Annotated in this window: 14 protein-coding genes; 7 read left to right on the top strand and 7 right to left on the bottom strand. The window is 31.1% G+C overall.

Annotated elements, in window-relative coordinates; translation table 11 throughout:
* Positions 1-25: 25 nt before the first annotated feature.
* A complete protein-coding gene (locus tag K8N75_RS13765) occupies positions 26-907 on the bottom strand; it encodes a glycosyltransferase family 2 protein (protein WP_223792627.1) in 882 nt (293 codons plus the stop codon).
* 187 nt (positions 908-1,094) lie between these two features.
* Positions 1,095-2,048, bottom strand: coding sequence for a glycosyltransferase family 2 protein (locus K8N75_RS13760; RefSeq protein WP_223792626.1), 954 nt, complete (start codon positions 2,046-2,048; stop codon positions 1,095-1,097).
* A gap of 381 nt (positions 2,049-2,429) precedes the next feature.
* Here K8N75_RS13760 and K8N75_RS13755 point away from each other — a divergent pair, with 381 nt between their 5' ends.
* Positions 2,430-3,491 carry a glycosyltransferase family 2 protein gene (locus K8N75_RS13755; protein ID WP_223792668.1) on the top strand — a complete coding sequence of 354 codons (1,062 nt, stop codon included), beginning with the start codon at positions 2,430-2,432 and terminating at the stop codon, positions 3,489-3,491.
* A gap of 96 nt (positions 3,492-3,587) precedes the next feature.
* Here K8N75_RS13755 and K8N75_RS13750 read toward each other — a convergent pair whose 3' ends face one another.
* The 3 genes from K8N75_RS13750 to K8N75_RS13740 form a co-directional block, all read right to left on the bottom strand.
* Positions 3,588-4,637 carry an ATP-binding cassette domain-containing protein gene (locus K8N75_RS13750; protein WP_223792625.1) on the bottom strand — a complete coding sequence of 350 codons (1,050 nt, stop codon included), beginning with the start codon at positions 4,635-4,637 and terminating at the stop codon, positions 3,588-3,590.
* Between the two features lie 27 nt (positions 4,638-4,664).
* A complete protein-coding gene (locus tag K8N75_RS13745; protein ID WP_223792624.1) occupies positions 4,665-5,450 on the bottom strand; it encodes an ABC transporter permease in 786 nt (261 codons plus the stop codon).
* An 87-nt stretch (positions 5,451-5,537) separates the two neighbouring features.
* Positions 5,538-6,866: a UDP-glucose dehydrogenase family protein gene (locus K8N75_RS13740; protein ID WP_223792623.1), complete on the bottom strand. Its 1,329-nt coding sequence runs from the start codon at positions 6,864-6,866 to the stop codon at positions 5,538-5,540.
* A 214-nt stretch (positions 6,867-7,080) separates the two neighbouring features.
* On the opposite strand from K8N75_RS13740, the gene rfbC reads away from it, so the two are divergent.
* Both rfbC and K8N75_RS13730 read left to right on the top strand, forming a co-directional pair.
* On the top strand, positions 7,081-7,635 hold the full coding sequence (gene rfbC, locus K8N75_RS13735) for a dTDP-4-dehydrorhamnose 3,5-epimerase (protein WP_223792622.1): 555 nt from the start codon (positions 7,081-7,083) through the stop codon (positions 7,633-7,635).
* Between the two features lie 218 nt (positions 7,636-7,853).
* Positions 7,854-11,270 (top strand): glycosyltransferase, encoded by a 3,417-nt coding sequence (locus K8N75_RS13730; RefSeq protein WP_223792621.1) that lies wholly within the window; start codon positions 7,854-7,856, stop codon positions 11,268-11,270.
* A 16-nt stretch (positions 11,271-11,286) separates the two neighbouring features.
* On the opposite strand, the gene K8N75_RS13725 is transcribed toward K8N75_RS13730, so the two are convergent.
* Positions 11,287-13,050: an asparagine synthetase B family protein gene (locus K8N75_RS13725; RefSeq protein WP_223792620.1), complete on the bottom strand. Its 1,764-nt coding sequence runs from the start codon at positions 13,048-13,050 to the stop codon at positions 11,287-11,289.
* Positions 13,051-13,358: 308 nt separating this feature from the next.
* Here K8N75_RS13725 and K8N75_RS13720 point away from each other — a divergent pair, with 308 nt between their 5' ends.
* The 4 genes from K8N75_RS13720 to K8N75_RS13705 all read left to right on the top strand — a co-directional run bounded on the left by K8N75_RS13720 (position 13,359) and on the right by K8N75_RS13705 (position 18,732).
* Positions 13,359-14,141: an accessory Sec system protein Asp2 gene (locus K8N75_RS13720; protein ID WP_223792619.1), complete on the top strand. Its 783-nt coding sequence runs from the start codon at positions 13,359-13,361 to the stop codon at positions 14,139-14,141.
* Positions 14,142-14,291: 150 nt separating this feature from the next.
* Positions 14,292-15,443: a CgeB family protein gene (locus K8N75_RS13715; protein WP_223792618.1), complete on the top strand. Its 1,152-nt coding sequence runs from the start codon at positions 14,292-14,294 to the stop codon at positions 15,441-15,443.
* Positions 15,444-15,502: 59 nt separating this feature from the next.
* The gene (locus K8N75_RS13710; protein WP_223792617.1) at positions 15,503-17,326 is read left to right on the top strand and encodes a glycosyltransferase family 2 protein; all 1,824 of its coding nucleotides are present in this window, start codon (positions 15,503-15,505) and stop codon (positions 17,324-17,326) included.
* 224 nt (positions 17,327-17,550) lie between these two features.
* Positions 17,551-18,732, top strand: a complete 1,182-nt coding sequence (locus tag K8N75_RS13705; RefSeq protein ID WP_223792616.1) for a galactosyltransferase-related protein — start codon at positions 17,551-17,553, stop codon at positions 18,730-18,732.
* A 54-nt stretch (positions 18,733-18,786) separates the two neighbouring features.
* Here K8N75_RS13705 and rfbA read toward each other — a convergent pair whose 3' ends face one another.
* Positions 18,787-19,668: a glucose-1-phosphate thymidylyltransferase RfbA gene (gene rfbA / locus K8N75_RS13700; RefSeq protein WP_223792615.1), complete on the bottom strand. Its 882-nt coding sequence runs from the start codon at positions 19,666-19,668 to the stop codon at positions 18,787-18,789.
* Positions 19,669-19,674 lie beyond the last annotated feature (6 nt).

The following is a 19,674-nucleotide window of genomic DNA, read 5'->3' as shown; positions in this document are numbered from 1 at the left end:
GTATCTATAAACTCATCATTATAATTTATCTTGTAATGTAATTTTTAAACATTTTCAAACTGCAAATGCCCCAAATTCCTAGATATGTTGCTGCAGTTGTTATCCACGGGTATCCATCTTTATAATGTTTATTGTAGAAGAGATACATTGCTCTATAAAATTCATATGTCAGTCTTTTATTTTGTTTTTTACTGTTACTTGCACCTTTATAATGAATAATTTTTGCATCACTGTAATAGATTATTTTCCAGTTTGCAGCCTTGATACGATAGCACCAGTCAATATCTTCCCCATACATAAAGAATGATTCATCTAAAAAACCAACTTCTTGGATGGTTTGTGATCTAACAAGCATGAATGCACCCACAATACAATCTACTTCGTAGGTCTCATCTTCGTTTAGATAAGTGAGATTATACCTTCCAAAACGTTCACTTTTAGGAAAAAGCCTTGATAACCCTGTCATTCTATAGAATGAAACATTGAAATCTGGAAAACTTCTTCTACAGGCTTTGTCGAGTGTACTATCTGGTAAAACTACTTTACATCCCAATGCACCAACGTCTTTGTGGTAATTCATGTAGTTGAGAGAATCTTCAAGACAGTTGTTAACAACAACGGTGTCTGAATTGAGTAAAAGAATGTATTTAGATTTTATTTCTTGGAGCGCTAGATTGTTTGCAAATGCAAAACCCCTATTTTCAATGTTTATGATGAATTTAATAAGGCCATCTTCAGATTCTTTTAAAAACCGTTTCTTTAATTTGTCGATGCTTCCATCCTTCGATCCGTTGTCAACCAAATAAATGTCATATTCAAATGGTTGGTCATGGTTAATAACAGATTCTATAGTCTGTTTTGTTAGATCGTAAGTTTCATAATTCACTATTATGATGGATAGGTCCATTTTATTTCTCCTTTGGAAATGTTTATATCATATTTTGGATTAGATCCAAAGTAGATGACTAACATAAATTAAAGTGGGATAGCAGTTTTATAAATATTACAAGATTGTAAATTGAAAGTTATATGTAGATAAAATATATTTGATTTGCTTAGGAATAAGCTTTACTACTAACCAATTTAAAGATAGATTATAAAAATATATTTTTCACAGTATTCTTTATTAAAAGCCATTCTATGTAAATATAATTATTTAATCTTTCTCTTTTGTATTCTATTTTATCTATTTTATTTAAAGAATTTAATCCTTCCTTTAATCCTGTAATGTAATCGTTTCCATGTCCATTTTTTAGGAAAAATAGGTATTTTATAAGGAATCCAAATATCAAAAATAGGAAGTTAAATGCCAGTTGAGGCCATGGCATGTTTTTGTATGGTACGTACACGTTATTTCTTGCTGCTAACCTAATTTTAAATCTATTATATTTGCTTCCAGTAGTAGCACTGCCAACATGATAAACAACTGCTTTGGGGCAGTAGATGCATTTGTATCCATAGATTTTTGCACGGTAACTGATATCAACATCTTCCATATATGCAAAGAAGTTTTCATCGAAGAGTCCGATAACATCAAAAATATCTCTTCTGTAAAGGGCTGCTCCTGCACATGCACTGAATATTTCCCTTGCACTTTGATATAAGTCAGTTGATTTACCGTTACCCACCTTTTGGGTGTAGCCTAAAATGGTATATTCATCACCAGCATCATCGATCTTGGTTTTATTGTGGTACTGTATCATTTTGGAACTTGCAGCAAAATAATTTGAATTTTTCTTTAAACATTCAATAAGATTAGAGATACAGTTCATTTCAAGTACAACATCATTGTTCATTGAAAAAACATATTCTGTGTCTGTAGATTTTATTCCCTGATTAACTGCTACAGCAAAGCCCCTATTTGTGTTATTTCTTATTAATGTAAATTCTGGATAATTGTTTGATATATAATCCGCACTTCCATCTGTAGATGCATTGTCTATGATAATTACTTCAAAAGGATAATTTTGATTTTTCAGCGAGTTAAAACATTCCTTTAAAAAACTTTTTCCATTGAAGTTTGGTATTATTATAGTCAAATCAGGCATCTGGTTTCACCATTTAAATTAAATAACATAAATATTCTTGAAAAATAATCTTTATTCTAATATTATAATTTCAATATTTAAACGTTTTACAACATAATAACGATTTATTTTAATGTAATCCTGAAAGAAAATCCAATAATATATTGGATTAACGTGTAATAGTTATCAAATTACAATTTTATGTCTAAATGTATATTTAATTTATATTTTCAAAAAATTAAAATACATAGTATATCATATTTATTATGTTATAAAATATTAAGATTCTTATTGAGAGGAAACTAATATAGAATTTACAAATAAATAGAATTAACTTTTTAAATGATGTTTTTGATTTAACAAGATGATATCATTAGATATTTAGAGGAGGACTTAAATTTGGTGTATAATAAAATAATATTTTCCATCAGTATGGTAAAAAATGAAATGGATATTATAGAATCTTTTGTAAGATACAATGTTAATTATCTTGATGGAATGATTATCCTTGACAATGGCAGTACCGATAGTACTCTTAAAATACTGGAATCACTAAAAAATGAAGGTTTACCCATTTTCGTGTTAGAAGATGATACCCGAGATTTTGATAAAATATTGAAAATGAATCAACTATTACATAAAGCTGTTGAGGAGTTTAATGCAGATATAATTGTTCCATTAGATGCAGATGAATTCATGTTATCATCCAAGGGAGGAAGTCCAAGGGAATTCTTGGAGAAGCTTAAATCTCCAGATTACTTTGTTGCTAAATGGAAAGTTTATGTTCCTGATTTCGATATTAATGGTGATGAAAAATTTATTCCCAGTAAAATTACAATGGCACGTGATGACAGCTCTAGAACAGGGCATACTCTTTATAAAGTTATAATACCCAAGGAACTTGTGATAGATTATGGTGTTCAGTTAACAAGGGGGAGTCATAGCCTAGTTTTTAATCCAATATATAAAAATGTATTAAATCGTGTAATTAATCCAGATCTAAATATTGCACATTTTCCTATACGCTCTAAGGAACAAACAATCTCAAAAGTTGCCGTAGGTTGGCTTAATGCAATAAGTAGCGTAGAGAAAAAACCCAATGATAGTTTTCACTGGAAAAAGATTTTCAATCAGTTAAAGGCACAAGAGGATATAGAAGATGAAGATATTGTGGCAATAGCAACTGAATTTTCATGTGAAAATGATAACACCGAAAAAATAATTTCAGAGGATCCAATGGATTTATCATTTAGTACTAATATTGAACTGAAATATACAAAAGAAAAGATTAATCCAATGTCTAACCTTTTGGAGGCATGTGAATGGTTATCTCAAAGTTGTGTAAATGCAAAAAAAGAGAATATTCGCCTGGAAAATAAAATCAAGGGATATGAAAACAGTATTTCTTGGAAAATAACATCACCACTTAGAAAAATAAAGGCTATCGCAAAAAAGCTAAGATAATTATTAAATAAAATATTGGAAACTTAAATTTTCCAAATATTAAATTTTTTTTAATGAATCAAAATATAATATTAAAAGTTATACAAATTTAAGGAATTATCCTGTTGTTGTTGTAAAGCTTGTAGAAAATGTACTTATTTTATGATCTTCCATATCTGTTACACAGCCTGTGTGCAAATATAATGAATATAAAGTTCCTCTGGTTAACTGTATATGAGGTTTTATTAGGAGGGTGTTACCGTCAATAGTTTTCGTAATGGGAACCTGTTCTCCATTACTGCTTAAAAGTTCTATCCAGTTGCTGCCCTGTTTAATGGTTTCGCTGAAAGTCAGTTTGATGGTATTGTCAACTGGTACATTGACTTCATTATTTCCTGGCTCAGTTCTGGTAACTATAATATCTTCATCCGAAAGTGTAAAGCGTTCATAACTGTCACAAACCTCATCAACAGAACCTTGCATAACCATTTCCCCATTTTCAAGCCATATTGCTTTATTACATAATTCTCTAACTTGGGCTAATGTATGGGAAACAAACAATACTGATACATCTTCATTCAATAGATTTTTCATCCTTTCCTGGCTTTTTTCTCTGAATTTTGCATCACCAACTGCTAATACTTCATCAAGTATCATAATCTGTGGTTCAACAACAGTAGCAATTGAAAATGCCAATCTGGCACTCATTCCAGTTGAATAATTTTTTAAGGGTACATCTATGAAGTCACCCAGTTCAGAAAAGTCTATTATTTCATCTATTCTTTCCTCTAAATATTTCTTTGAATATCCTAACAATGCACCTTTGAGAAAGATATTTTCACGGCCAGTATATTCCTGATCAAATCCTGATCCAAGTTCTAATAAAGGTACAATGTTTCCTTTCATTTTTATACTGCCTTCAGTAGGTTTAATAACTCCAGATATTATTTTTAGTAATGTACTTTTTCCAGCTCCATTCAACCCTATTATACCTAATTTATCTCCCTTTTCAACTTCAAATGAAATATGTCTAACCGCCCAAAATTTTGTGTATTTGAGATCCCTTTTTAAAAATTTAATAACATACTCTTTAAGGTTGTCTACCTTTTCTTTGTTAAGAGTGAATTCCATTCCAACATCTTCGACCTTAATTGCTATTTCTCCCAATATTTTCACCTTTATAATAATTTAATTTTAGAGATGTAGTAAAAATTTATTCTGATACTTATAAAATAAAGCCATTCCAACCACAAGTGAAACAAGTGCAAATACAGTGGCATATAACAATGTCAGAGGGTTGTACAATGTACCATTCAATAAAACAGTTCTAAGACAATCTATTATTGCATATACAGGGTTTAGTGTCAAGATTATCTGATATTGTGGAGGTATAATGTTTGCAGGGTAAAAGACTGCAGATGCATACATCAATAACATAACAAAAACTCCATATAAATGTTCTATATCTCTGAAAAATACTGTTACAGTTGCAAGTATAAGTCCAACGCCTAATGTCATTATCAAAAGAACTATAACTGGAAGGCTTGCGAATATTATATAAATTGTGAACTGTACATTGGTTGCTATCATAACAGCGAAGAGAATGATCAAAGACAGGAGGAAGGTAAAAAAATTGGACAACACTGCTGCCAATGAATACAGATATTTAGGAACATAAACTGATTTTAATATGTGTACGTTACTTATTATTGACGTCATTGATCCCATGGTTCCCATCTGGAATAACCCAAATGTAACCCTTCCTATCAAATAATAAACTGGAAAGTTGGGTATGGAACGTTTAAAAATGAACGCAAATATAATTGTCATTATAATCATGGTTAGTAATGGCTCTAAAAAACTCCAGAAAATTCCTAACATAGAATTTCTATATCTTACCTGGATATCTTTTTTTACAAGCTGGATAAGTAAATATCTGTACTTTCCAAAATTAGCGAAAAATCTATGTTCATTTATCATTATAATCTCCATTTCATGATTAAATCTAAATTACAAATAAATAAAATCTTTGATCCCATTGTATAAATCATTTGAATAATAAATTTTTTATCCATAGTTACCTATCTGATAATATTCAAAGCCCATTTTTTCCAGGATGTTCTTGTTGTACTGATTTCTTCCATCAAAAATTATTCTTTTCCCAATCATTTCCTTTATCTTATCAAAATCAGGACTTCTGAATTCCTTCCATTCAGTCACAAGAATTAGGGCATCAACATCCTCCACAACATCGTACTTGTTATTATAAAAGCTGATATTGGGGTTATCTGCGAAGTAATATTCCTTGGCTGCATCCATGGCCTTGGGATCGTAGGATTTGATTTTAGCACCTAGTTCAATTAAACTTTTTATTATAACAACAGATGCAGCTTCTCTCATATCATCTGTTTCTGGTTTAAATGCCAGGCCCCATAGAGCAAAGGTTTTTCCTTGGAGATCCTCACCAAACCTTTTGATTATTTTGGTTACAATGGAAAATTTTTGCTTTTCATTAACAGATTCAACCCCCTTTAAAATTGTGGATTCATAACCATTATCCTGGGCTGTTTTAATCAGGGCTTTAACATCCTTTGGAAAACAGCTGCCACCATATCCACATCCTGGATATAAAAAACTGTAACCTATTCTTCTGTCGCTTCCAATACCTTCCCTGACAAAGTTAACATCAGCACCAACTCTCTCACAAATATTGGCCATCTCATTCATGAATGAGATACGGGTTGCAAGCATGGCATTGGATGCGTACTTGGTCATTTCAGCACTTCTAACGTCCATGGTAATAAATCTTTCATGATTGATGGTGAATGGACTGTAAAGCTCCTTCATGGTTTCAATAACATCCTCATCATCTGAACCAATAACAACCCTGTCAGGCCTCATAAAGTCAGAAACAGCTGCTCCTTCCTTTAAAAATTCAGGATTTGAAACCACTTCAACTTTAAATTCAACACTCCTAACAGCCATTTCACTTTTAATCACCTCTTTAACCATATCCGCAGTTCCAACAGGTACTGTTGATTTATTAACAACTATGAGGTCGTGTGAAATTAATTGTCCAATTTCCCTGGCGGCTTCCAGCACATACTGCATATCTGCACTTCCATCTTCACCCATTGGAGTTCCAACAGCAATAAAACAGATATTGGAATTGTTAAGTCCTATGCTTAGTTCAGTTGAAAAGAAAAGGTTACCAGATTCAATATTTTTTGATACAAGCTCTTCCAAACCAGGTTCAAAAATTGGGATCTTACCATTTTTCAGATCCTCAACCTTACCATCATCAATATCAATACAGTAAACAGTATTTCCCATCTCAGAAAAACATGCACCAGTCACCAATCCAACGTAACCTGTTCCAACAATTGTAATTTTCATAATTATCACATAAAATTCTTAAATACTAAAATTTGATAAGCTATAATTAAACTAAAATGTATATATAAGTTTCTTCATTTATTGTACTATGTTTATAATTAAATTAATTTAGTCACTATATGAATTTTAATGGAATTTAAATAATAGAACTATAACACATATCAAAATTGATGATACTATAAAATAATGTTTAGTATTAATGAGAGAGGTGAGCATGGGAAAATTTAAATTTAGGGAAACATCCATAGCAGATGTTTATGTCATTGAACCAACAGTCTTTGGAGATGAACGTGGTTATTTCATGGAAACCTATCATAAGGACGAATTTAAAGAAGCAGGCCTTGATATGGAATTTGTTCAGGATAACCAGTCAAGATCAGTTAAGGGTGTTTTAAGGGGACTTCATTTCCAGCACACCAAACCACAGGGCAAACTTGTAAGGGTTATCAAAGGAGAGGTATACGATGTTGCTGTCGATCTTAGAAAGAACTCTACCACATATGGAAAATATGTTGGGGTTAGACTTTCAGAATCCAATAAATTACAGTTCTATGTACCCGAAGGATTTGCACACGGATTTGTGGTACTATCAGATGAAGCAGAATTTACCTACAAATGTACAGATTTTTACGACCCAGAAGATGAAGGAGGAATACTCTGGAATGACCCGGATATAGGTATTGTATGGCCGATAGGTTCAGAAGAGATAGTCCTGTCAGAAAAGGATGAAAATTGGAAAACCTTAAAAGAAACACCGACCAACTATTAAATCAGTTTTAAGATGGTTAAAAAGGGTTTTATTATATTTGTTAGTTTAAATAATTAAATGATTTATTAAAAAAAGTATTATATTTAATAAATTCATATCTAGTATTAGTTTTTGATTTAATCAAATTTTATAACGTAAAAAGGCCTATTAATCGTCAAAATATATATCACATAAGGTGCAAAATAAATGAAAAGAAATGTTCAATGAGGGTGACTAATATGAATCGTTTTTGGGATATTATAATGCATCCAATTATCGAAAAGGTAGATGCCAAATATATCGTTGAAATAGGTTCTGATACGGGTATTAACACGAAAAACATCCTGGAATATTGTAAAGACCACGATGCCCACATGACTGCTGTAGATCCGTCCCCCCGTTTTGATGTCAATGGATATAAAGCAGAATATGGTGAAAAATTTGAAATTTTCAAGGATTTGAGTTTAAACAAATTATCACAACTTAAGGACTATGATGTCATTTTAGTTGATGGTGATCATAACTGGTACACAGTCTACAACGAATTAAAGACAATAGAAAGGAATTTTTTTAATAAAAAGTTTCCAATAGTATTTTTGCATGATATTGGATGGCCTTACGCTAGAAGAGACCTTTATTACAATTCTGAGAATATACCTGAAACTTACAGACAGCCCTACAAGAAGTTGGGTATTCTTCAGGGAAAACCGGACCTTCAAGAAGAAGGAGGTTTAAATTCGGACCTCAATAATGCTGTTTCCGAAAACACTCCGAAAAATGGAGTTTTAACTGCTATTGAAGATTTTATAGAAGAATCAGATCTTAATTATTCTTTTGTGAATATAAAAGCCCTTTTTGGACTGGGAATTCTATATCCCAAGGATAAAATAATTGATAAAATTGTTAAGAATACCATTCAAAGTGTTGATCTGGTGGATTTCCTTGAAAAAGAAAGGGTCAAAATGGTGATCAAACGTTCGGATCAAAGAACACAAATACAGCATCTAAATGATGAAAAATCTAAACTATTTAGCAAAGTAGACAAGTTTAGTAAAAAAGTAGAAAAGATTAGTAAAGATAGAACTCAACTATCAAAACGCTTGAATCAGCTGGAAATTGAAATTGACAGGTTAAACAAAGATCTTATAGAATCTGAATCACAAAACAAATTGCTTGAAAAACAGCTGGAAGAAGCTAAGGAAGAAGCTAGTGAAGAACGTAGGAAATATATTAAAAAAGTGGGTTTATTAGAGGATACTCTATCTGAACATGAAAATGAACTTGAATACAGAAGTAATAAGTATAGATCATTCAGGCAGAGAATGGTTTCAAAATTCCCTTTTCTTTACATGCTAATGTACCTGCCGAAAACAGGATTCAGAAACACCTTGATAAACAGAAAAGGATACCATGCAATTAAAAATAAATGCCTGGTTGACACGGGTTATTACCTCAAAAATAATCAAGACGTAAAATTAACAGGCAAAGACCCAATAATCCATTACATATACAATGGATTCAGGGAAGGAAGAAAACCTAATCCCACATTTGAAGGTGAAGAATACCTCAATAAACATAAAGATGTTAAAAATTCCAATTTAAACCCACTTGTACATTATGCACTCTATGGAATTAAAGAAAAAAGAAAAAATCAAGAAAAAATGGGATTAGTAAAGAAAAAAACCACAGAAATAAAGGGAGAAATACATTTCACTAGAAATGTTTTAATCATTGGATTCCTTGCAGTAATTGGAGAATATTCTCCACGGGAAGCTCTTATAGAAATAGATAACAAAAAATTCAGTGTTATGTGCGATGAATATCGTGCAGACCTTGAAAAAAATGGTGTTAACAATGGATACCACTCTTATACATTAAATGTACCACCACAATTGTTAGATGGTGAAAAACATACACTTAGACTTTTTGATAAGGCAACAGGAAAATTAATTGCCAGTGAAAAAAGGACATTCTCACAACCTCGACGTTACAGGGATCTATCAGGATACCTTGGAAATTCACTGGTATCTCCAATTGTATACGTTCCGTTCCTTGAACAGGATAAAAGAGTTTTTGCAAGTATGGAAAATATCACAAGATATCTAACAAACCTATCTGAAAGTTATGGGGATTTACCACTGGTTTCAGTTATAATGCCGGTTTACAATTCAATTGAAACTCTGCAGGCAGCTGTTAATTCTATTTTAAACCAGACTTACAAGAACATAGAATTAATTATTATAGATTGTGGAAGTGATGATGGTTCTTATGAACTTACAGAAAAATTCCAAGATGAAAATGTTATCTTAATAAGAAATCCAGAATTTAAGGAACCCTCCCAAGCAAGGAATCTGGGACTAACAGCAGTACATGGGAAATACATAGCATATCTAGATCCTAACAACATATGGGATAACAGATATGTGGCTGCCATGATGGGAGCCTTCAAAGAACATCCGGATGCAGATGCAATCTACAGTGGACAACTTTTATTTAAGGAAAATGGAAAAAATCCATTTGCTGTTCGTTTTGGAAGTTTAAACAGATCATTACTGGAAAACAGGAATTATATGGATATAAATGCTCTTTGTCATACATCTGATCTTTACAAGTCCATAGGAGGGTTTGATGAAAGTTTGGGTCATTATACGGATTGGGATTGGATATTACAGATATCTAATAATGCTCAGATGTATTCTGTTCCAGTTATACTTTCACAGTACTATTGTAAAGGTATTACAGATGATAAAACCGATAAAGATGGAAAGTATCTAAAAATGTTCCGGGAAAAACAGGCGAAACGCAAAGAACAGGCAAGATTGGATAGAATTAACTCACCATTACCAGTTGAAAACAATTTAAGCATTATAATACCCAGTTATGAATCTTTAGAGGACATATCGGAATGTATTGAATCAATTCTTGAATTGAATGCAAGTGAATGGATTGAGATAATAGTGGTTGATAATGCATCGAGCAGACCGGTTTTGGATTATCTGTCAGGACTTGCATTGGAGGGTAAAATTAAACTAATAGAAAATGATACCAATTATGGCTTTACCTTTGCAGTGAATCAGGGTATAGCGAGTTCAGAACCCGGAAATGATATACTATTAATGAATAATGATGCAATGCTAACACCTGGTGCAATTGAGATCATGCAAAATGCAGCATACAAATTGCCAGATTGTGGCATTATTGTACCACAGCAGGTTCTGCCAAAGGGTAGTAAAACACTCACAGAACATGTTCCATTTGCAAATCCTCAATATGAATGTGATGTCAATCTTTCATGGTTATTTGACAACATGATAAACATACCAATCTCTTATTCAGGCAAGTTTGTTGAACTTAATTTTGCACCTTTTTTCTGTGTATTCATTAAAAGAGATGTGCTTGACAATTCTGTAGGATTAGATGCAGAATTTGGACGTCACTATCGTTCCGATCGTATATTCTGCAATTATATACGCCATGTAATGAAACTTAAAATATATCATGTCACTGATGCTGTAGTGTATCATAAAGTACAGAAATCGACTGATGAACTGCGTGAAAGGTCAAAGGATGACTTTGAAATCATGTTCCAGAAGAACCAGTGGCATGATGAATTAGCAGAAGAGTTCGGCTATAAAAAACCATTATGGGACTTTTAAAAAAATTTTTTATCCTTCAAACATGAAATGTCAGATTTCTTTCCATTTCATTGAATGAATATTTATTGGCAGATGTTGCAATATCCATCAATATCTGCATCTTAGGTATAAAAGGATCTTTAAGAGATTCTTTGGTCATTTTTATAGTGGTTTTAGTTTTTGGATATGCATTAGATTTTCCTTCCTTTATTATCAGATTAATGCAATATTTTAGATTAATTCTATTTTTCCTGTAAGAAGTAATGTAACGTTCAAATTTGGGATTGAGGAAGTAATCTAATTCGTTTACTCCGGCTAATAAAAAGATTATTTTACTTTTTATACCGAGAGAATTATTGAATTTTTTGATTAAAACTGGTTTCAAATTTTTTCTAACGTAATCATAATCCCATAAAAATGGCTCTTTTTCATGATGTTTAGAGTCAAAAACCGTTAAATATGGTTTTACATTTGTTTGTGGTAATGATTTTCCTACAAATGGAATTTCCAATAAATCTGGATTGGAACGTTTTAATATTTCATATACCATTTCATCAGCACCGGTTTCTCCCTTTTCAGCATACATAAGGGCAAACCATATTTCGTAACATGTAAAGAATAAAGGGAAGAAAAAATTCTTTTGAAAGAGTATTCTCCTTCCAATCCATCTATTAGCAGTATAAATTTTATGTAATTCATCTTTTTTATGACCGCTCATTCCTAACTGTTCTAACACATTCAACTGTAAAACTTTTCTTTTATAAATTGGGATAAAATCTTTTGAATTAAAATCACCTTGAGACATGTAGAATGTTGAAAGATAATCATTATACCTCTTTGTATTAGGTCGAATTACTTCGGATTCAATAATATGTTTAACCTTAAGAATTTCTGCTACCTTTTCTGCAATTACAATATCAGGATGACTTATTTGGCCAGAAGTACGACATTCAAAGGGTATTTGGTGTTTTTTTGAAATTTTAGAAAGGATCGATGCAGTTATTCTGGAATCAAACCCTCCTGTCAATCCTAAAGATATTTTGTCGATGTTAGGTTTAAGATGTATAAGATTTGTTTCAGTAAAATCCAATAAAAATTGATAATATTCATCAAATAATTTGTTTCTATCATTTTCGAATTTATCCCTAAACCAATCAGGTATTGGAATTGTATGTTTTTGTTCGATTACTAGTTTACCTTCATTAAAATATTTAATATCATAAGGTAATATTCTTTTTATTTCTTTGAATATTGTTTTATCTGGTGAATTTCTTGGTGTCCATTCATTGAAGATAGCATCTTCTATGAAATCAGGATCAAAATGATTAATAAAGCTCTTTTTCCTGAATTTTTGTATACCATCCACAATTAATTTAATTTCTGAAGAAATTACAGAACAGTTTTCATCTTCATAACTAAAGAGTTGTCTTATGCTTAAAGCAGGTGTTATAATAGATCCATTGCCATTTTTATCTATGGAAATAAGTTGATAATCACCCGATAGCTCATCAGTATCTTTTAAAAATTTGAAAAATTCTTTAATATCAGGATTTCTAAGATTGTTATTTACGTTCACTACACCATTTATTAAAACTATTTCATTTTTATCTAGACTATACGAATAGCCGTAAATTTCATGATCAATATGATCATATGGATACAAGTAGATTAGGAATTTAGAATTTTCGTATTTAATTACTTCTCTTGATATTAAAGAAGGAGCTTGTGATGATTTCAATAATTTTTCATTTATTTGTCCATTATTAAACCCTTTCTTTTTAGAAATTAAAATGAAGTGCATATGCTATTCTCCAATAGTATTTATAATTTAATGATTAAATTTTTACATGCAATTTTTAGATTGAAATTATTGTAGGTAAACATTTAATTAAAGAAATCAGTTATAAATCTTAGATTGAGATTTAAACATTTTTATATGGAAACATTCTAATTGAATATTATAAATATTTTTTAGCTTTTAATAAACATGTATATTATTTTATTTAATCAATTATACGGATTAATATTAGAAATATAAATATTCTTATACATCTAAATTTAACTTTAAATGATATTAATTTAAATTCAATTTTAATAAAGAGTGATAATATGGGATTAGTTGAAATAATTAAAAGTAAGGAAGATGTTCATAAAGCAGGTAGAGATCTTAAATATTTATTTTGTGAAAAAAAGGGATCTGATAAACTTATTGTAACCTTCCCCGGGTTTAATACTGAAACCGGTGCATTCAGATATAGATATGTTAGAACTTTAAAGGATGTGAATGCTCACAGATTATTTTTACTTGATGAATTTGGTACAAGAGGTTGTTATTTACTGGGTGAAAATCGAAATTTTTCTGTAGAAACAGCTGTAATGTCTTTAATAAACACGATTGTTAAAAAATATGATATAAAAATTGAAAATGTTATAATGCAAGGATCTTCTAAGGGAGGATGGATGGCATTGTACTTTGGAATTAAATATAGATTTGGACATGTAATTGCTGGAGGCCCACAAACAAAGATGGGAGACTTTTTAATTCATGATGTTGAAATAGTACCCGGCGAAGAAATCCATTTTTTCAGTAAAGTAAAAGTAGCTGATTATATTGCGGGAGGACATGAAAAAGAAGATATCAAATATTTAGATAGTTTACTTTTTAATCTAATATATGATTCACCAGAAAATTTTCCTAACATATACATACATGTTGGCAAGGGAGATTTCCATTTTGAGAGACATATCACCCCTTTTACACAAGAATTAGATAAGAATCATATTAAATATCAATTAAATATTGAAAATTATGTAGAACACAACGATCTAGAATTTTTTTATCCAGCATATCTTCTTAAAACATTAAAATCCATTGATAAAAGACTTATTTGATGTAATACCTCCCAAAAACTTAATAAATAAGGATTTACAATCTTTAAATTAAAAAGAATAAAGAATCTATTAATTACGTTTAATAATTCGCCCAACATGGTTTATATTACTGGATGTTATAAAGATTAATTTTAAAGAGGGATCTGTAAGATGAGTATATGGTCTAAATTAAAATTTAAAGTTTCAAAAACCCGTTTGAGACAGATTAAAAATTCCATTCAAGATGATATAGATTCAATAAAATATCGTTCAGTAAACATATACGATGACAAATCAAAACACTCCATTGATACAAAACAGATAAATACAAAGTTTATATTGGACAAAATAGATAATAATACATTATTTTCAAATGAACCCTTGAAAATTGCTTTCATTGTTACTGAAGAAGGAGAAATAGCCTCTGCAGGAGATTATTTCACAGCAATTGAATTTGGGGAATTTTTAAAGAAATTAGGTTGGCATATAAGCTTCATACCACATCATGGCCAAGGGTACTGGTACCATATTCCAGATGATGTGGATGTAGTTATATCACTCTTGGACAGATACGATCCAAACAGAATCAAATCTTTAAACCAATCATTGATTAAAATAGCATGGCCTAGAAATTGGTTTGATAGATGGGTTTCACATCCAAGTTTCAAAAAATATGATATGGTTTTTGCACCTAGCAAAACTGCTCAGGAATATATAAACAAATTCAGTAACAAAAAACCAATATTACTACCACTTGCTACCAATCCAAACAGATTTAATGAAAATATTCCTCAAAACCAAGAATATTTGTGTGATTACTGTTTCACAGGTAGCTACTGGAACGATCCAAGAGATATCATTGAAATGTTAGAACCCGATAATATCCCTTACAAATTCAATTTATACGGTAAAAACTGGGACAAGATCCCTAAATTCAAGAAATATTACCATGGATTCATACCATACTCAAAACTCCCAGAAGTATATGCATCAACCAAGATAGTAATTGACGATGCCAACAGAGCAACAAAAAAATATGGATCTGTAAATAGTCGGGTATACGATGCATTGGCTTGTGGAGCATTAGTAATTACCAATGGAAAAAAAGGCGCACTAGAAACTTTTAAAGGAAAATTACCAGTTTTCAATTCTAATAAAGAATTAAATTACCAATTAGTATATTATTTATCCAATGAAGATGAAAGAAGAGCAAAAATTGAAGAACTACAAGAATTTGTACTCGAAAAACATACATATGCAAATAGGGCAGAGACTCTTGAAAAAAATTTGGTAACATATTTATCAACATTGAATCCTCAATAAAAGAGATATATTAATATCTATTAACTTAAATTCACAATTTCCTTGATAGGTGAAATTTTATGAAAGATAATGAGCATATGATAAAAAAACTCCGGCGAACACCCCTTAAGGATTATCCAAAGAAAATCAGAAATAAAATAAATCTAAAGCTTAAAGAAAAAGGGATAATATCAAACCGTCAACACCGAAGTTTTAGGGATTTTTCGGGGTTCCTTGCAAATTCACTCATATCTCCAATGGTATATGCACCATTCCGTGAACAGGATAAAAGATGTTTTGCTACCATGGAAAATATAACACGACATTTAACATCCCTTTCATTAAACAGAGAAAATAAGAGCTTGGTGTCTGTGATAATGCCAGTTTATAACAGGATAGACACAGTAAAATATGCTATTGACTCAGTTCTGCACCAATCCTACACCAATCTAGAGTTGATAATAATAGACGATGGTAGTGATGATGGCACCAAAGAGTTACTGGATAAAATTAAAGATGAAAGAGTTATAATACTATATAACCAAACATGTAAAGGAGTTTCTTATGCCCGTAACCAAGGACTTAGAACTGCAAATGGAAAATATATAGCTTACCTTGATTCTGATAATATTTGGGATTCAAGATATTTAGCCGCAATGATCGGGGCTTTTATACAATTACCCAATGCTGAAGTTGTATACAGTGGTCAACTCCTCTTTAAAGGCAATGGAAAAAAACCATTTGCGGTACGTTTCGGAAGCTTCAACAAATCCCTATTAACCAATAGGAACTATATCGATATCAATGCCCTCTGCCATACACATGAGCTTTACAAACGCATAGGATGCTTTGATGAAACATTGATCAGACTTGTTGACTATGATCTGATAATTAGAATGGCTGAAACATCTCAAATGTACTCTATACCTGTGCTACTTTCACATTACTATTACGACAAAGCACAGAATACAATTACCAATAGTTCCGGTTATGTTGAATATTTAGAAATTGTACGTGAAAAAAGAAATGAGCGTTTAAAGGATTATGCTGCATCATCAATCGATGATTTAAAATTCTTAAATGACCATGATAATCGTAAAATCAGCATTATTATTCCTAGTTACGAAGCACTTGACGATTTACGTGAGTGTATTGATTCTATCTTAACGATAAATGTTAATAATCAACTGGAAATTATTGTTGTCGATAATTCTTCAAGCAGACCAGTTATAGATTATTTGGACCAAATGGCCTCTAGCGGACAAATCAAACTTTTAAAAAATGATATTAACTACGGATTTACTTATGCAGTTAACCAAGGTATTGATCTTGCAGGAAATGACAACGACATTTTAATAATGAACAATGATGCAATCCTAACACTAAATGCTGTTTCTGCCATGCATAATGCCGCATATGAATTACCAGATTGTGGGATTATCGTTCCACAACAAGTTTTACCAGGATGTACTAAAACAATAAATGAACACGTTCCCTTTGCATATCCTCAATATGAATGCGATGTAAACCTATCTGCAGCCCACGCAAATATTATCAACGTACCTGTTTTTCATTCGGGAAGAGTAGTAGAACTAAGTTTTGCCCCATTTTTCTGTGTTTATATTAAACGTGAGGTATTGGACAAATCAGTTGGTTTAGATCCTGAATACGGCCGTCATTACCGTTCAGATCGAATATTCTGCAACTACATAAGGCACATGATGAATTTGAAGATTTATTATGTTGAAAAAGCAGTCGTATTCCATAAACTACAAAAATCTACTGATGATTTACGGGGCAAACAAGACAGAGACGCAAATTTTGACATCATGTTCCACAAAAATCAATGGGATCCACAACTATCAGCTAAACTTGGTTATGATACTCCTGTATGGGATTTTTAAGTAATTGAATTAAAATTTTATCTTGAATGATAGTGATTTCATATATATTGAAAAAATGATTAAAGATAAATAAATTATCAAAATTTTAAAAAAATTGGATTCAACCATACAAAGAATATCATATTTTCAGATGTTTACTATTATTTTACAATATAAAATACAAAAATATTTTAATCTATGTACAAAAATCAACATTATACATATTACATTTTCAGGGGATCTTTATGATCAAAAACCTTATCAGAAAACAGATTAAAAAAACAGATATCGTTAAAGGTTTAGAAGAAGAAAAAAAAGAGCTTACAAATAAAGTTAATCAGTTACAAATAGAAAATAATAACTTTAAAAGTCAAGTTAACAATTTTTTAGAATCAAGAGAAACAATTAAAATCGAGATAGCTGATTTGATTAGGCAAAATAAAAATCTTAATGATCGTGTTATGAACTTTTTTAAATCAAGAGAAGCAGTTCAAAAAGAAATAGCCCAAATAAAAACAGAAAACAAAGCTCTTAAAAACAAATTAAAATCTTTTAACAACTACAAGACCGAAAATGAACTGTTGATAGTTGAAAATGATAGTCTTAAAAAATATATACAATTACAGAAGTTTGATACTGATGGGGATTTTAGTAAGTTAACAATTATAATTCCATATCGAAAAACAGATAATTCTGACCGTCAAATGAATGAGGATATAACTTTAAGATATCTAAAAACGGTTGGGGTACAAAATATAATAGTATCTGAACATTCAGATGGATCAAATAGAAAGTTTTTCATGGATAACTATGCACATCTATTTAAATCATTTGAATTTATTCATATTAATGCTAACGGACAATTGTTTAATAAAGCGAAAGCAATAAATTCGGCTGTAATCCAATCTAAAACTCCATATATTACAATACACGATCTAGATTGTTTGGCCAAAAAGAAAAATATTAATATGGCTCTAGTTTTATTGGAAATTGGTTTTGATGTAGTTCATCCATTTGATAAATATATAACAGAAATAGTTGATAAAGAAAAATTTAGAAAAAGTTACGATTTTAAATCGGGGATATTGCCAGAAGTAAGGACGAAAGCTGATGGGGGTATAGTTTTTTTTAATAAATGTTCTTTTATTTCTATGGGAATGGCAAATGAATATTTCAGTGGTTGGGGTGGAGAAGATAATGAAATGGTGATAAGAGCAGATATTTGTCGGCTCAAAAGGTACAGAATAGACGATACATTGTACCATCTTTATCATCACAGACCTAAAAAAAGAATAAAAAATAACTGGGATCAGATTGAGAAAACACTTCAATATAGTAACAAGTTGCACTGTCAGAACGATGTTAATAAATGGCCTTGGGTAATTGAAGCCAAAAAAAGTATAATAGGAACATTAAACAATTTTTGAATCAATAAAAAAAATTGGGGCTTGAAATGGCCAATTTAAACAGGGATTATATTATCATTTCTTTAATTCGTTGTGGTTAACAATTTCAAAAAGATATTTTCCGTATTCAGTTTTTTCAAGAGTTTCAGAAGATTTTAAGACCCTATATTCATCTATCCATCCATTATTGAAGGCAATTTCCTCAAGACATGCTATATAGAAGCCCTGCCTTTTTTGTATAGCTTCAACGTAATTACTTGCTTCTAAAAGGCCTATATGGGTCCCTGTATCGAGCCATGCCATTCCTCTACCTAAAAGTTCAACTTTTAATTTCTTTTCTTTTAAATAGGCATCATTAACACTTGTAATTTCAATTTCACCACGATCAGAAGGTTTAACCTTTTTAGCTATTTCTATAACATCGTTATCGTAGAAGTAAAGACCTGGCACAACATAGTTTGATTTGGGATCATCTGGTTTCTCCTCTACAGAAATTACATTACCCTCATCATCAAATTCAACCACTCCAAATGGTCTTGGATTTCTAACATAGTATCCAAAGATAATGGCACCATCTTTTAATGATGCTGCCCTTTGTAATATCTCACTGAACCTGTGTCCATGGAATATATTATCTCCCAGTACCAGAGCAACGCTATCATCACCAATAAATTCTTCTCCTACAATGAATGCATCTGCAAGTCCTCGTGGTTCTTCTTGTACTAAGTAGGAAAATGATATACCAAGATCACTGCCGTCTCCAAGTAATTCTTTGTATCTTGGAAGATCGTGCGGTGTTGAAATGATGAGTATTTCCTTTATTCCAGCTAGCATTAAAACTGATAATGGGTAATAAATCATAGGTTTATCATAGACAGGAAGCAGCTGCTTTGACACAGCTTTGGTAATGGGGTAAAGTCTTGTGCCTGATCCACCTGCAAGTACTATTCCTTTCATTTTTTA

Source organism: Methanobacterium spitsbergense (assembly GCF_019931065.1).
Classification (GTDB): domain Archaea; phylum Methanobacteriota; class Methanobacteria; order Methanobacteriales; family Methanobacteriaceae; genus Methanobacterium_B; species Methanobacterium_B spitsbergense.
The sequence above is the reverse complement of the archived record's forward strand: the minus strand, read 5'-3'. Positions and strand labels throughout refer to the sequence as shown.